The organism is Bacteroides sp. An269, assembly GCF_002159755.1.
Taxonomy (GTDB): Bacteria; Bacteroidota; Bacteroidia; order Bacteroidales; family Bacteroidaceae; genus Phocaeicola; species Phocaeicola intestinalis.
In genome coordinates this window covers 1-16,044 of sequence record NZ_NFJG01000050.1, presented here as the reverse complement: position 1 = coordinate 16,044, position 16,044 = coordinate 1, and the positions used below count along the sequence as shown (strand labels likewise).

Annotated in this window: 11 protein-coding genes; 2 read left to right on the top strand and 9 right to left on the bottom strand. The window is 48.7% G+C overall.

From position 1 onward, the window contains the following. Positions 1–240: 240 nt before the first annotated feature. From B5F71_RS10625 to B5F71_RS10610, 4 genes are all read right to left on the bottom strand, one after another. A complete protein-coding gene (locus B5F71_RS10625) occupies positions 241–1,620 on the bottom strand; it encodes a VWA domain-containing protein (RefSeq protein WP_087210054.1) in 1,380 nt (459 codons plus the stop codon). After that, positions 1,556–3,175, bottom strand: a complete 1,620-nt coding sequence (locus B5F71_RS10620; protein ID WP_087210059.1) for an AAA family ATPase — start codon at positions 3,173–3,175, stop codon at positions 1,556–1,558. Before B5F71_RS10620 ends, B5F71_RS10625 begins: the two co-directional genes overlap by 65 nt. A 56-nt stretch (positions 3,176–3,231) precedes the next feature. Then, positions 3,232–4,113 (bottom strand): EamA family transporter, encoded by an 882-nt coding sequence (locus tag B5F71_RS10615; RefSeq protein ID WP_022039658.1) that lies wholly within the window; start codon positions 4,111–4,113, stop codon positions 3,232–3,234. 131 nt (positions 4,114–4,244) lie between these two features. Further along, the gene (locus B5F71_RS10610; protein WP_087210041.1) at positions 4,245–5,420 is read right to left on the bottom strand and encodes a DUF1343 domain-containing protein; all 1,176 of its coding nucleotides are present in this window, start codon (positions 5,418–5,420) and stop codon (positions 4,245–4,247) included. A 56-nt stretch (positions 5,421–5,476) separates the two neighbouring features. Between B5F71_RS10610 and B5F71_RS10605 the strand changes: the two genes are divergently transcribed. Continuing rightward, complete coding sequence (locus B5F71_RS10605) at positions 5,477–6,013, top strand: HDIG domain-containing metalloprotein (RefSeq protein WP_022039656.1); 537 nt, start codon at positions 5,477–5,479, stop codon at positions 6,011–6,013. Between the two features lie 259 nt (positions 6,014–6,272). Next, positions 6,273–8,855: a putative LPS assembly protein LptD gene (locus B5F71_RS10600; protein ID WP_225226311.1), complete on the top strand. Its 2,583-nt coding sequence runs from the start codon at positions 6,273–6,275 to the stop codon at positions 8,853–8,855. Between the two features lie 211 nt (positions 8,856–9,066). Here the strand turns inward: B5F71_RS10600 and B5F71_RS10595 are convergent, their stop codons facing one another. From B5F71_RS10595 to B5F71_RS10575, 5 genes are all read right to left on the bottom strand, one after another. Next, entirely contained in the window at positions 9,067–9,705 is a 639-nt protein-coding gene (locus B5F71_RS10595) for an ATP-binding protein (protein ID WP_022039064.1), read from the bottom strand. Positions 9,706–9,814: 109 nt separating this feature from the next. After that, positions 9,815–11,113 carry an L-serine ammonia-lyase, iron-sulfur-dependent, subunit alpha gene (locus B5F71_RS10590; RefSeq protein ID WP_162609940.1) on the bottom strand — a complete coding sequence of 433 codons (1,299 nt, stop codon included), beginning with the start codon at positions 11,111–11,113 and terminating at the stop codon, positions 9,815–9,817. 261 nt (positions 11,114–11,374) lie between these two features. Then, the gene (locus B5F71_RS10585) at positions 11,375–13,126 is read right to left on the bottom strand and encodes an ABC transporter ATP-binding protein (RefSeq protein ID WP_087210035.1); all 1,752 of its coding nucleotides are present in this window, start codon (positions 13,124–13,126) and stop codon (positions 11,375–11,377) included. A gap of 15 nt (positions 13,127–13,141) precedes the next feature. After that, entirely contained in the window at positions 13,142–14,944 is a 1,803-nt protein-coding gene (locus B5F71_RS10580; RefSeq protein ID WP_087210033.1) for an ABC transporter ATP-binding protein, read from the bottom strand. A 6-nt stretch (positions 14,945–14,950) separates the two neighbouring features. Beyond that, complete coding sequence (locus B5F71_RS10575) at positions 14,951–15,772, bottom strand: class I SAM-dependent methyltransferase (protein ID WP_087210030.1); 822 nt, start codon at positions 15,770–15,772, stop codon at positions 14,951–14,953. Between the last annotated feature and the right edge of the window lie 272 nt (positions 15,773–16,044).

The window sequence follows — 16,044 nt, the reverse complement described above, 5'->3', positions numbered from 1 at the left end:
TTTTGCCAAATTCTACACAAATATAATGGATTGCTCAGAAACTCAAAAATTTTTGCGCTTATATTTTCAGAAAAAGTGGATTTTGCGTTTTTTTTGCGTTTTTATAACATTATATGAATGCCCGCATTTCACCCATAAGGAGTTATTTCAGGGAGTTAGAAACCAATACTTTTACTAATGGAAATTCTAACAGAACTATTGTCTTTTAACTCCTGTGAGCGAAGCGCAGGACAGTTCGTGTTACCCCGGAATGTCCATGTTCCAGCAGCGGTCGCACAGGTTCAGGTAATCCATTTCGGGACGTGTTCCGAACACCAGGGCATAGAAAGCCGTTTCCTTACGTTTCAGTCCCAAAATCTGTTTCATCAGTGTTTCAGATATGGGGGGCATTTCGAAATCGGAAATCATCACTACATCCGAACGGTGCCATCCGTTGCTGTTTATCATTCGCACCGCTTCGTCTACGGCCTGTTCCATGCTGGTGCCTCCCCCGAAACTATGGTTCAGAAATTCCACCAGCACAGGTAAGTCGGTATACAGGTCTTTTACCAGCAGATGTTCGGTTTCTTCCGAAAAATTGATGATGTAACACTTGCGGTGTGTGCTTTCGGTAAGGCGGGCAATGGCGAGTACGGCCGATTTGGCAAGTTGCTCCCGCTTGCCTTCCATCGATCCGGATGTATCCAGGCAAATGACAAAGGGACCTTGTCCGCTTACTTCCCTCTTGCCCGGCTGTGCCGCCGAACGGTCTTCTTGCGAACGGCTGTCGAACATCTGCAAGCGTTTTTCCGTGTAGCGTTGCATAAAGACGGGACGTAGTGTTTCTTCGGCAAAATAGCAATACTCTATGGGTAACAGGTGATTCAGGTCGTTGCCCAGCGTAATGCCTTCGATGTCGCTTTGTGTGGCATGACGCACCAACTGCTCTTTTTGGGCTCCCGATAAGGGGTCGAAGCGTTTCTTTTCTCCCTGGCTTCTTTTGCCCAGTACCCGTACCAGTTCGTGTATGTGCCGGTTCTGTTCCATTGTTTTCTCGTAATGCATCACCTTCCGGTACAGTTCCGGATGGTTGTACAATAGCCAGCGGATGCGCGAACTTATCAGGTTGGTCTCGGTCTTCATGCCTGTACTTGCCTTCAGCAGTGCAAAACTGTTGCATAAAGAGGCGATGTGATGATACTGGTAATCGTATTCCTTGGCGGTAAGCAGGCGGTGCCACTTGTTTAGAAAAAACTCCTGTAAGTTTTTCCGCCCGGCATCTGTGCTGGCCGGTTGTTCCAGTTTTCCGATGTAATACGGCACATCCAGTTCGGTAAGTGCATAGCGCTTACGGAAAGCCGGGAGCATCCGCTTCAGAAAAAGTAGGAAATCGCCGGGCGACAAAGACTCAGCATCGTAGAACATCTCCCATTCGGGCGTATAGCGGGAGTAAAACTCCTGGAGCGATGGAGATGTCTTGCGGTAATACTGCCATATGGCGTCCTCCAGTTCGGCAGGGAACACGATACGTTTATGCAACGCTTCCTGCAGATGTTTGGAGCAACGCTGACGAAGCTCAGCCAAATAGATTGCCTTCAATGCTTTCAGACGGATATTCCGTGTTCTCTTCCCGATATGCATGTTCCAGTTCGTTTAGTTCGTTCCGATAATCTGCTACCGATGTCTGCTGATGTTCCAGCAATCCCCGTATGATGTCTCGTTCCTGCTCGTTCAGGAACAGGTGCCGGTCTGCATATGCCCATTCTTGTGTATAAAAGTCTTTGCATCCTCCTTCCACCCGTAGCAATAAGTCGTTCAGCTGGCAGAAGCGTTCCTCCAGCTTTTCCTTGTCCGTCCCTGCGGCTTGTGGGGGCAGCGGTTCACAACTGGGCACACACACCAAAGGATATTCGTAATCATTGATAAAGACCGAGCGGTTGCCCTTGCGCAGCGAATAGATTTTATGCTGCGGCACCTTGTTCCGCATCGACAGGTCGTAGCGCTTCAAGATAAAACACTGGCTCTTATACTTGTCTTTGTGCAGGTAGAACAGTTTCCCGATGGTGTCGAGCGACTGATAGTCGGATGCAAACATCAGCAATCTTCCTGCCAGCCGCACTTTGTCTATCTGGTGATAATACGAGTCGACCAACAGCAGTCCCGGATCTCGGTTTTCGTGCACGGCTGCTGCCGATGACAGCTCATCTTTCAGAGCTTCCATCTCCCTGTGCAAGCCCTGCAGGTTCAACAGATACCCTTCGGCGCTCATCCGAATGGCGTCTGTTACCATCTCATTTATTTCCTCCAGCTGTGATACCTCGTTCCACAGGCAATGGCGTAACAACAGGCAGTCGGTCAGGCGTATGGTGTCCGAACCGTTCAGGAAAGCCGATGTACGTAGCAGCTTCACCAGTTTTTTCCACCTGCGGTCGGACACATACAGAGGTTGCTCCGTCGATTCGGCATTCTGTAGTTTGTGGTTGTGGTCTTCTATTTTTTCTTTCAGCGTATGTATCACTTCGAAAATGGAATAGTGGATGCTGATTAAGCCGATTTTGCCTTGCCATGTCTCATATTCTTGTTCTTCTATTTGCAGGGCGGTATTAACACAAGGTTCGCTTTCGTCTGGCGAAGCTATCATACGGTCGAAGTCAGACTGGTCGGTTATGCCTGTCACCAGCATCCGCACCAGGAAGCGGTCCCACAAGGCGTCCAGTCCCTGTCCTGAGGCAGGCAATTCGTTAGAGGCAGCCACCAGCCCTTTCAGCGGTACCCGGAAAGTATGGTTGCCGTTGCGATATATTTTCTCGTTCAGAATGGTCAGCAGGGCATTCTGTATAGCTGGTCCTGCCTTCCAGATTTCGTCCAGAAAAGCAATGGTAGCAGTAGGCAAATAGCCTTCTGTCATCCGTTCGTACGTGTCGCGGTCTTTCAATTTCGAGATGGAAACCGGACCGAAGATTTCATCGGGGGTACTGAAGCGCGACATCAGGTAATCAAATGAACCCGCATTGCGGAATGCTAGCTTCAATCGTCGCGCCACCATACTTTTTGCTACTCCCGGAGGACCGAGCAGGAAGATGCTTTCGCCTGCCACTGCCGATAGTAGTGACAGGCTTATGATATGCTCTTTGCCGAATACTCGTTCGTTTAATGCTTCCAGCAATAGCCGGATGCGTTGTGTCAGATTTTCCATATTTGTAAAGGAGTTAAGCCGGTGCTTCTGTAAAACCGGCATTTTGCCTGTTGGCTTTAACACTTTTGTTTTTTTACTTTTGTTATTATCCGCAGGGTCTGCATCACCACCGACAGGAATATCATCCCCAGCCCGGCATAAAAACTTGCGTTCAGGTCTTTCGCTTCGCCGAAGATAATCATGGCAAGGATGATGCTGTAGATAGGCTCCAGGTTGTAGGTCAGGTTGAACGTGAACGCCGAAATCCGCTTCAGAACCTGTATCTGCAGGATGTACAGGCATACCGTACAGAGCGAAGCCAATGCCAGCAGGCTCCCCCAGTCGGCGGCAGAAGGCACGAGCGACGTAACCGGAAAGAAATGCAGGTAGAAGGGCAGCAGCAGGCTCAGCCCTGCGAAACCTCCTCCCATTTCATAGAGCAGCACAGTGCCCGACGGATAATCAGACGCTACCCGCTTGTTGCAGATGGTGAAGAGCGAAGCCAGTGCCGACGAGAGGATGCCCATTAGGATGCCCACACGGTAACGGGTATCGAAATGGAATATCAGCACGATGCCCGCCACACCTATCAGGCTGAACAGCACCTCGCTTGCCGATACCCGGTGTCGGTTGATAAGCGGGTCGAACAGGGCGGTAAAGAAGCTCATTAGCGAGAGGCAGACCACTCCGATAGACACATTCGATGCCTTGATGCTGCCGTAGAAGAACAGCCAGTGCAAGGCAAGCAGCACACCCGTCGCAGCAATCCGTACCGCATCCCGCCGTTGCACCTTGCGTAATTTGTCTAAAACAAACAACACGGCATAAAACATCAGTGTGGCAAGCAGCAGCCGGTACCACACCAGCAGTCCTTCGTTCAACGTAATTACACGCCCGAACACTCCCGTACCACCTGCAATCAGCACCGACAGGTGGAGTTTAAGTAAAGCTTCTTTCATCGTTTAACTGTTTTCCGGTGCAAAGGTAGTCATTTCTCCGGCGAACAGGCAATATGGGCAATAAAGATTTATGCATATCCGCACTTTACCCAATTGGCTGTAGGGGCGTATCGTATGGGATGTTTGCGGATTCAATTAGTATAATCATGATAGAGAAGATAATTTTTCCGCATGGTTTTATATTGCTGGAGGGCGGGTTGCCACGCTGTACGGATTTCAGCTTCAGATTTTCCTTTTAGTATGTCCATCCGCACACTGTCGGTGCCCATCAGCAGGTCAAACCAATGGGGACGGGTGAAGAAGCCTTTTGGATTATTCCGGTAAAACCGGTAAATTTCAAGGATGTATTTTAAAGAAAAGCCTTCAGGTGCTTCTGTGTGCCGCAGGTCTGAACCGTAACAATAGGTGTTTTTATGCAACGGGTTCATATCCGAACCTTTTAACGGGCGAGGCATAAAACGGAATGTGCAGGTCTTGAGCGTGGGATTCCCGATTACTTGAAATGGGAAAGGGGTACCGCGTCCTATACTTACCGATGTACCTTCGAAAGGACAAAGGGAGGCATAAAGTGCGACGGCTTGATCGTTGGGCAGGTTAGGCGAGGGCTTGACGGGAAGCGAATAGGGCTGTCCGTGATGCCAGCCTGCGACAGGGATTATTCTCAGTCTGCAATGCAAGCCATTCCCCAACCACCCTTCGCCGTTGATCATTTGGGCGATTTCTCCTACCGTACATCCGTGTAATACCGGAATGGGAAGCATCCCTACGAAGCTCTTGAACTTCGGTTGCAATACAGGTCCGTCTATATAGTCGCACGGATTCGGCCGGTCCAATACAATCAGTTCTTTCCCGTTTTCGGCGCAAGCTTGCATCACATAGTATAAAGTACTGATGTAGGTAAAGAAGCGTGCACCTACATCCTGAATATCGAATACGATGATATCGGTATCTTTTAATTGGTCGTTTCGGGGTTTCTTGTCCTTGCCATAAAGAGAGAGAACCGGAATGCCGCTGCGTGCGTCTTTTCCATCTTTGACGATGGCTCCGGCATCTGCTTCTCCCCGTATTCCGTGTTCGGGAGCGAAGATGGATGTTACTTGTATGTTTTGCGATAACAGGGAATCGAGCAAGTGTGTCTTTCCGATAAGAGAAGTCTGGTTGACTACCAGTGATACATGTTTCCCTCTGAGCAAGTGCAGGTACAGTCCGGTCTGTTCGGCTCCAGTACGTACTTGGGCATAGAGTGAGGTGAGGGCAGTTGACACGCTCCAACAGATGAAAAACAGGAATAATAATCGATATTTCATAACGGATGAATATTTTTTTGTAATTTCGCGTATTACAAATATAATAAAATAAGTATATGAATCCATTCGCATTGATTGATAAATTTTATCCGGAAGATAATGAATTGAAGCATATCCTGCTGGTACATAGCCGTTCGGTTGCCGACAAGGCGCTGGCTTTGGCACAGAAACATCCTGAACTGAATCTAGACTTGGCTTTTATTGGTGAGGCGGCGGTGCTGCACGATATTGGCATATTCCAGACCGATGCTCCTGACATTCAGTGTTTTGGTACTTATCCGTATATCTGCCACGGATATTTGGGAGCAGATTTGGTGCGTAAGGAAGGTTTTCCGCGTCATGCTCTGGTATGCGAACGGCATACCGGTGCCGGTCTTTCTCTGCAGAATATCCTCGACCGTGGTTTACCTTTGCCACATCGTGACATGTTGCCGGTGAGTATGGAAGAACAGATAATCTGTTTTGCAGACAAGTTTTTTTCGAAGACCAAACTAGACAAGGAAAAGAGCCTTGATAAGGCACGCAAGAGCGTTGCTAAGCACGGAGAAGAAGGTGCCGTGCGTTTCGACCATTGGTGCGAGCTTTTTTTATAGTCTTAAAAATACATTAAAAACAAAGGCTTCTGTGTTTATTTACAGGATAATGCTTACTTTTGCAGCGCATTGTGTAAAAAAAGAGTGAATGACGTCATTTAAGAAAACCACATACTCGTTTTTGCTTCTGTTTTTCGTGAGCTGCTTTTTCTCATTGTACGCTGAGGCTCAGCGTGCCAAGGGAAAGCGCGCACGAAAAAACAATACAGAGCTTCGTACAGATTCTTTGCAAGCGGATTCGTTACAGCTTGATTCGTTGATGAGAGACAGCCTTATGGCCGATTCGCTGGCAGCCGACAGTTCGAAAAAAGAACCGCTGGACGCTCCGGTAATTTACGAAGCAAGTGATTCTATAGTCTTTACAAAGGGAGGGTATGCCCATTTGTATGGTAACGGTAAGGTGAATTATCAGAACATCGAACTGACTTCGGCAAAGATTTCGATGAATATGGATAGCAGTACGGTATTTGCCGAAGGAGTGGTGGATACGGCTGGTGTAAGTTCGGGCACTCCGATATTCAAGGATGGAGAGACACCTTACGAATCGAAAACGATGCGTTATAATTTCAAGACCAAGAAAGGTTTTATCAACGATATCATCACCCAACAAGGCGAGGGCTATGTGACCAGCGTGAATGCCAAAAAAGGAGCAGATGATGAAATCTATATGACGGAAGGCAAGTATACGACGTGCGACAATCACGAGCATCCGCACTTCTACCTGAAGCTTTCGATGGCGAAAGTGCGCCCTAAGAAAGACGTGGTATTCGGTCCGGCACAGTTGGTGGTAGAAGATGTACCGTTGCCGCTTGCCATTCCGTTCGGTTTCTTTCCTTTCAGCAGCAGCTATTCTTCGGGATTCATCATGCCGACGTATGGTGACGAAATGAATCGTGGTTTCTACCTGCGTGACGGAGGATATTATTTTGCCATCAGCGACAAGATGGACCTGAAACTGTTGGGTGAAATTTATACCAAAGGTTCGTGGGGACTTTCGGTGGCATCGAATTATAACAAACGGTATAAGTACAGCGGTTACTTTAATGCCAGCTATCTGGTGACAAAGACAGGCGAGAAGAATATGCCCGACTATGCCGTGTCGAAAGACTTCCGTATTCAGTGGAGCCACCGGCAGGACTCTAAGGCAAACCCGAACAGTTCGTTCTCGGCAAGTGTGAACTTTGCGACCAGCAGTTACGACCGTTCCAGCTTGAGTACGTTGTACGACCCTTCTTCGTATAGCAATAATACGAAAGCGTCCAGTATCAGTTACTCACGCAATTTCCCTGAAATCGGATTGAATATTTCGAGTACGTTCAACATTACGCAGAACACTCGCGACTCTTCGCTGAATATGACACTGCCTGATGTAAACATTTCGTTGAGCCGTATTTACCCCTTCAAGCGCAAGAAGGCGGCGGGCAACGAGCGTTGGTACGAAAAAATTTCGTTCCAATATACGGGTGCCTTGACCAATAGTGTGGATACCAAGGATAACCTGCTGTTTAAAACTCCGTTCTCGCAATGGGAGACCGGTATGCGCCACAATATCCCGATTGAGGCGAACTTTACCTTATTTAATTATATAAACATTACTCCTTCGTTCGACTATACAGAGCGTTGGTATACCAAGAAAATCATGCGCAGCTATGATGAACAGCGGCGTGAAGAGGTGCGTGACACCATCAACGGTTTTAATCGTGTGTATGATTATAATATGTCATTGTCGATGAACACCAAACTGTATGGTATGTACAAACCGTTGTTTTGGAAGAGCAAGGACATTACCATCCGTCACGTGGTGACGCCAACTGTGAGCTATACGTATACGCCTGATTTTGGAAGATCAAAATTCGGTTATTATGAAACTTATACCTATACAGACGAAAACGGCGAAGTGCGGACTACAGAATATTCTCCTTTCGAAGGTATGCCGTATGGTGTACCGGGACAAGGGGTTTCACAAACCGTTGCATTCTCATTGAAAAACAATCTGGAAATGAAGATGGCATCGGATAAGGATACGACGGGGTACAAGAAAATCAGTCTGATTGATGACCTGACGGCAAATCTGTCGTATGATATAGCCCAAAAGCGCTGGAGCAACCTGACGATGAGTGCCCGTCTGAAGCTGACCAAGAGTTATACCTTTAATATGAATGCTACCTTTGCCACGTATGCTTATAAATTTGACGAAAACGGAAATGTGGTGACCAGCGACCGCACGGAATGGTCGTACGGACGTTTCGGACGTTTTCAGGGATACAGTGGCTCGTTCTCATATACTCTGAACAATGACACATTCAAGAAACTGTTCGGTAAAGGAGATGACGAGGACAAGAAAGACAAGGACAAAAAAGATGAAGAGGAGGATAGCGACGAAGAGGATAGCGAAAGTACAGACCAGACAAACAATACAGCCAACCGGAAGACGGAAGATGCCAAACTTGACCCTGACGGTTATCTGGCATTCAATATGCCGTGGAGCCTGAGCCTGAGTTACAGTTATAGCATCCGCGAGAATACCAGTGGTAAAATCAATATTAAGAAAATGCGTTATCCGTATGCCTTGACCCATTCGTTGAACATTTCAGGAAATGTGAAGATAGGAAGCCGTTGGAATATCACGTATTCGAGTGGTTACGACTTTACCTCGAAAGAAATGTCTATGACTACGGTAAATATCACCCGTGACCTGCACTGCTTCAATATGAGTTGTGGCCTGGTGTTCGGTCCGTTCACATCGTATAACTTCTCTATCCGTGCCAACTCCAGTATGTTGACCGATGCCTTGAAGTGGGACCAGCGAAGCAATACGGGTAGCCAGGTGACGTGGTACTAAATAATTAATAGTAGTGAATATCCGTCATGACAAGCAAGCTTTGGTTTCTCCGCCATAAGCAGCATTGTTTGTAAGATTATTAATCTTACAGCGTGAAGATTAATAATCTTTCGGCATGAAGATTAATAATCTTACAAGCAAGGCAGTCATGTGGATTTAAGGTGACAAGCGACAAAATGCACCAATTAATGCCGCGAGAAGTATAACGGCATTACTCTTTCAACCGGAAATAGAACGTGTGTTCATGGAATACCTGCTCTACCAGTCCGAAGCGGATAAAGTCGGCAAGGAGGTTGGTGATTAGCTTGCGGTTCATCCGGGTGAGGCGTTGGCATTGGTTGAGGGTGAGGCAAGGATGTTGTGCCAGCAGGTTCAGTACTTGTTGTTCGCGTTGGGTGTAGGCGATGATGACCTTTTCCTCGTGCCGGTTGTGCTGCCAGATGTTCAGGTGGATAGGGCTTGCCAGAATGTTTTCGTCCTTGATGCGGACGTATGCCCACCGCCGTTCTTCGGCATCGAGGGCGTAGACGGGTTTTCGCGGGCTTTCATCGATTACCACTTCCAGCACGTCTTTTCCTTCTACCTTATATATATAGGTATGCAGGTCGACGGGCGGCTGGCAATAACGTTGGGCGGCGGCTTCTATCATGTAGATTTCTTCTTCGGAGCGCACGCCGGCTATCTTTCCGTTGTCTTTTACTCCTACCAGCAGGCGTCCTCCTTCGGTATTGGCAAAGGCGGAGATGCTTTTGGCTATCTTCCGGGCATCGGAGATTTCGAACTTGAAGTCCTGGTGCACGTGTTCGCCTTCGCTGATAAGCCGCTGTATGTAGTCTGCCGGATGTGTCATTTTTTAGTTGACTAGTTGACCAGGTACTAGTTGACTAGGTTTTAAATACCTTTGAGCATGTTTGGTATCTGAAAACCTAGTACCTAGTCAACTAGTTCCTAGTACCTGATTAATCACAATGTTTGTGGGTCATGATGTCGAGCACCATCTTGTCGGTCTCGTTCATGCCTTTCGAGCCGATGAGGGTAAGGTTGCGGATGCTCCGGTTCACGTTCTCTTCGATAATGCCCTCTACGGCAGTGACGCACTTCTGGTCCATAGCCATAATGGCAGACATCACGGCAGTAGATACGCCGCTGGTTACTTTCAGGGCACAGCTGGGCTTTGCCCCGTCGCATATCATTCCGGTGAGGGTGGCAATCATATTCTGCACGGCGTACATCACCTGTGCGTAACTGCCTCCCATCAGGTAGGTGATGCCGCAGCTGCTTCCGGTAGCTGCCACTACACATCCGCAGAGTGCCGAAAGCTTGCCCAGGCTCTGTTTGATGTAGATAGCGGTGAGGTGGCTTAGCGTCAGGGCACGAATGAGCTGTTCTTCGGTGGCGTGGGTGTCTTCGGCAAAGATGACTACGGGAAGGGTGGCAGATATGCCTTGGTTTCCGCTTCCTGAATTACTCATTACGGGTATCATTGCGCCTGCCATACGGGCGTCGCATGCGGCAGAGGTGTACGAGAGGATGTGGGTGAAGGTATTGTTCCCCATAATCTTTTCTTCATTCTTGTTAGTGCACAACATACGTCCCAATCCGTGTCCATAACAGCCTTTGAGTGATTGTTCGGCGGCAGCCTTGTTCAGATTTTTGGCTTCGAGGATGAAGCGGATTTCATCGATGGGGGCAGTGGTGGCGAAATCAAACACCTTGCGTAAAGTGAGGTCGACCGTTTCTTCGTCTTCGGCCGAGGTGGTGCCGGTACGTTTGTCCAACTGTACTTCTCCATTACGGCATAAGTAGACAAAGTTGGTATGTCCGCCGCTGATGATGGCGGTCGCTACATTGTTCCCGTTTGTACAGGTCACTTCAATGTATAGTTTTTCCTCGATGTCGTCTTTTAAGGCGATGTTGATGCACTGGGGACGTGCTATCATTTCCTTTCCTTTTTCTACAGCTTCGGGTGTGCAGTCTTTTAAGACTTCCAGTCCGTATTCCGACTTGCCGATGAGTGCGCCCAATGCAATGGCGATGGGCAGACCTATCATTCCCGTACCCGGTATGCCTACGCCCATCGCGTTTTTCAGGATGTTTGCACTCAGATAGACGTTGATATGTTCGGGTGTACAGCCCAAAGCCTCAGTAGCTTTTGCTGTGCAGAGTGCTACTGCAATAGGCTCGGTACAGCCGATGGCAGGAACCACTTCTCTTTTCATCAGAGCGATGATTTGCTCTCTTTCAGATTTGCTGATGATGCTCTCCATTTGTTTGTCTGTTTGTCTTGTTTTTGATTCGTGTTGCAAAAGTACATTTTTTTTGCAGAGAATGTGCAGGCTGGAAGGGAAAATCTTTTCGATACAGCTATGCCGGTACGGAACACAGATGGTACAGATGGCACAGAGAAGCACAGGAAAATAAATTTATATGAATGTCGCAATCAGCCCAATAAAATAACCTGTATGTCCGTCTGTGCCTTTGCTATATCTGTGTTCTTTTGAAATGTACAAATTTGTATATCAATGGTTTTCAATTTGATTGGCAAGTTTCCAACCGGAACTGTTTTCTTGGATATTCCACAAATGTGCGTAAAGCCCTTCCTTCCGGATAAGTTCATCGTGCGTACCTTCTTCCCTGATTTCTCCGTTGTCCAAGACAATAATCCGGTCGGCGTTCTGAATGGTTTTAAGTCGGTGGGCAATGGCTATCACGGTACGTCCTTTGATGAGCGTGTCGATGGCTTTTTGCACTTCCACTTCGTTTTCGGGGTCGAGCGAAGCGGTCGCTTCGTCCAGTAGAATGATTGGCGCGTCTTTCAGAATGGCACGGGCTATGGATATGCGCTGCTTCTCACCGCCCGACAGGGTGCAGCCTCCTTCGCCTACCATCGTGTCGTAGCCTTGAGGCAAGCGCATGATGAAGTCGTGGCAACAGGCTTTCTTGGCTGCGGCGATGATTTCCTCCTCCGTCGCATCGGTTTTGCCGAAACGGATGTTGTTGCGCAGGGTGTCCTGGAACAGATAAACGTCCTGAAATACCATGGATATGTGGCTCATCAGGCTTTCGGGATCTGTTTCATCCATCGGAACATCGTTGAAGAAGATACGCCCTTTCTGTGGGTCGTAGAAACGGGCACAAAGCTTCATTACTGTACTTTTCCCGCTTCCCGAAGGACCGACAAGAGCCGTCAATGAATTTTTAGGAAGGGTAACGGTTATATCATGCAACACTTCCTTGTCCTGATAAGCGAACGATACGTGCTCGAACCGGATGTCGCCAGCCACCGGAGATTGCCGTTCCCCTTTCATTTCCGGTTCGTTCATCAGTGAAAGGATGCGTCCTCCGGCAATGGAGAAATAACGGAACTCGGTGAAATTGGTCAGGGCGGAAGTCAGCGGATCGAACACACGGGAACCGACCACGAGGAACAGTACGAATACGAGTATGGAAAGCTTGCCCCCTAACAGGAGATAAGTTCCGCACAGAACCATCATCGTCAGTCCGGCACGAACCACTGTGATACTTAGCAAAACGAACGGACCTAACAAAGCTTCCTGGCGGATGCAGGCACGGCGAAGCTGGGCAAAGGCATCACGCAACCGGACGAAACGGTCGCCCAGCAGGTTGTAGGCTTTCATCACCCGGATGCCTTGCAGGTATTCTTCCAGCCGATTTCCGGCATCTATTTTGGCTTGAATCTGCTTGCCGCTCAGTTTCCTTTGTACACCTGTGCTTGCCCACAATACAAGCATGGCAAGCGGAAGCGCGGCAAACATGCTGACTGCCATCCTCCAGTCTATCCAGACCAGCGAAGCAAAAGCCAGTACGGGCATGACCACGGCACCCATCAGCTGGGGCAGGTGGTGCGAGATGCCGGTTTCCGCCATCATGAAGTCCGTAATAAGCATGGAAGACAAATCGCCGGGGTCACGTCTGGACAGGAAGCCCAGCGAAAGTTTCCGCAGATGTTCCGCCAACGACAAGCGTCCCGATGCGCTCATTTCGTAGGCTCCCCGGAAATTGGCACGATAGGATGCCCGTTCCGCCAAAGCCATGACCAGCATATAAACAACCATAATAGCGAATATATACCAAAGGCGGGTGGTGTCAAGCGGCTGTCCGCTCCCGTTGAAAGCACTGAAGATGATGCGTACCGCTTCAATAGAGAGGCAGAACGGCACGATATTGACCAAGTTGGCAAGCATGGTGTATCCTACTGGCTTGTAAAGCCGTTCGGTATGTCCGATGGTAATGTTTTTGATTGCGTTCATATCTTGTTCTCCTTTTCAATTTTTGTTCAACTTCCAGTGGTAAGCACTCGTATAGGCATCCCACATATTCTTATATACACCTTCTGTGACGGACAAGACTTCGTGTTTTCCGCACTGTGCGATCCGTCCCTCTTTCATGACGACAATCTGATGTGCCGAGATGATGGAAGAGAGGCGGTGGGCAATCACGATGACCGTCTTGTCCTTTATCAGCGACTGCAAAGCCATTTGCATTTTATGCTCGTTTTCCGGGTCGGCGAAAGCCGTGGCTTCGTCCAGCACCAGTATCGGGGCATTCTTCAAGATAGCGCGCGCCACACATATCCGTTGGGCTTCGCCTCCGGAGAGATACACACCTTTATCGCCTATCCGTGTTTCGTAGCCTTGTGGTAGACGCTCTATGAAGTCATGGCATTGGGCAGCCTTGGCTGCGGCTACCACCTCGTCTTTTGTCGCATCAGGCGAACCTACGGCGATATTCTCATACAGCGTATCGTAAAACAGGAAAGTATCTTGAAAGACGAACGACACCATATCCATCAGCTTTGCCGTGGCTATCTGGCGGATATCCACACCTCCTATAAGTATTTCTCCTTGCTCCACATCCCAAAAACGGGGAATCAGATTGGCTATCGTAGACTTACCGCTTCCCGACGGACCGACAAGAGCGGTTATCTCTCCTTGCGGTGCCGTGAAGCTGACATCGCGCAGGGCTTCCGTCCGTGTTCCCTGTTCCGTATTTTCGTAAGAGAAGGAAACATGACGGAACTCCACGTCATAGCTAACAGGCACCTGCGGATGTTTCGGCTCCGGCACGGGCTGCTTTTCCAATATGCGGTCGATACGGTTTACCCCTTCGTTGATGTCGCGCGTGTTGCCTCCCAAGAATGTCAGTTTATAGACGGGAGAAGCCATACCCGGACCCATGATGATGAAAAACAGCCATACCACCGCCAGCGACATGGATTGCGGACTGGCCTGCATCAGCAGGATGCCCATAGGGAGAATGAACGTCACCATCGAATTGAGCAGAACCGTAAAGGCAATCATTCCGTTCTGATAAGTATCGCAGCACTTCAAGGCAAAGGTCTTATATGCTTGGATTTCGGCATTGAACTGACGGAACGAACGGACACTCTGCCCGAATATCTTGACCACGGGCATCCCCCGCACATACTGCACGGCAGACGCGCTCATCCGCTCCTGTGCGTCGTAGTAGATGCCCATAAACTCCCTTGCCCTTTTGCCCATGAAATTGGAGAATTGAAGAAACAGACTGACCACTACGACCTCCAGGCATACGGCCGTCAGCCACGCATCCAGCGAAAAGAAGATGGCAAGCATCACCGCTACCGTGGCTACCACGTTCACTAAGTCCGGAATGGTATGGGCGATGAACCCCTCTATCTTTTCGATGTTCTGGTCCATCGTTTTCTTGATGGCTCCGGTGGACGTGTTGTTCAGATACCCTAACGGAAGCCTGCCGATGTGTTCGGACAGGCGGACACGCAATCCATAGAGTATGCGGAAAGCCGCAATGTGGGAAGACATCAAGGCGGCATACAGCAATACCAGTCCGCCGACAAGTCCCCCAAACGCTATCCATCCCCAGCGTATCATGACGGCTCCGTCCGAAGCGGCGGGATTTCCTCCATGCGTCAGTAATTCTTTCAAAACTTCATAAACTGCCCAATAGGGCACGAGCATACACACCGCGCTGCCGGCAGACAACACGCCTGCCATGACGAGCAGCCCTTTCTTCTGTCCCGCTATCTCGAACAGCCGGGACAGACCTTCTTTCTTTTTTGTTTGATTCATTGTATATTATTTTGATAGGATTTTATATCCGAGTAATGAACTGAATTTATAACATAGCCAAGGAATGCGCCCTAATACTTGTCCGAAGAAGAATCCCCAGCGTGAGCGGAAAAACTTCATGTAGTTGGCTTGTTCGATGAGTTGCAAAGCCGGTTCCCATTGTTCCACCAGATGTCCGTCGCTCAATCCCGAACGGATTTGCGCCTCATGATGGCGGAGTGAATCGGGCTTTACACCATGCCGGCTCATCATGGTGCCACATACGTCAAACCACAACTCTCCACCTCCGAAACGGCTTGCCACGTGATGCAGGAAGCTTTTTACCTGCTTCTCGTAAAAATACATCAGCACACCTTCCACAATGAAAATAAATTCCGCATCGGGATGTTTCCGACGTAGCTCGTCCATCCAGTCGGTTTCCAGTAAGGAAGCTGCGATATAAACATTACCTGTCTGTTCGGGTATCAATTCCCGACGTAGTGCCATGACTTCCGGCAAGTCCAAGTCATAAAAAACAGTTTTGGGGTTGCCGATACGCTGGAAACGGGTATCCAATCCGCACCCTACATTTACGACTACCGGACGGGGATGCGTATCGATAAACCGTTTTACGGCACGGTCGAAATACCAGCCGCGCACCACGCAGCCCACTTCGCTCAGCTTTGCCCCATCGAATTGGGAATAATCGTATTCCAAGCTGTCTGCCAACCGTTCCGCTGCCTTGTCATCCAAAATGGGATTGACACGGCGGCTTTCTTTCGCTCTCATGTATAGCGGAATGAGCAACGTCTCCGCCACAATGCTCTTAAATTCGTGTTTCTGTTTCATTATATTGCAATTTAATAGTAAACGTTTCGATTGAGTGAGAGCAAAGCGAGTTTACTTGCTTTGCCGAATGTGAGAAAAGTGCGCAAAAGCGAACGATATTCAGAAATGTTCATAAAAAAAGGAGGAAACCTCCGTGAAGATTTCCTCCTTGCCAACCGTTCCAATGCGGTTGAATGTTCGTATGTACGTTGTCTGTATCTCATATTTGGATGATTGCCCTCCAGCCTTGAATTTCAAAAAGAATATAGTCGTGCAAGATGGTTTCCATTTCC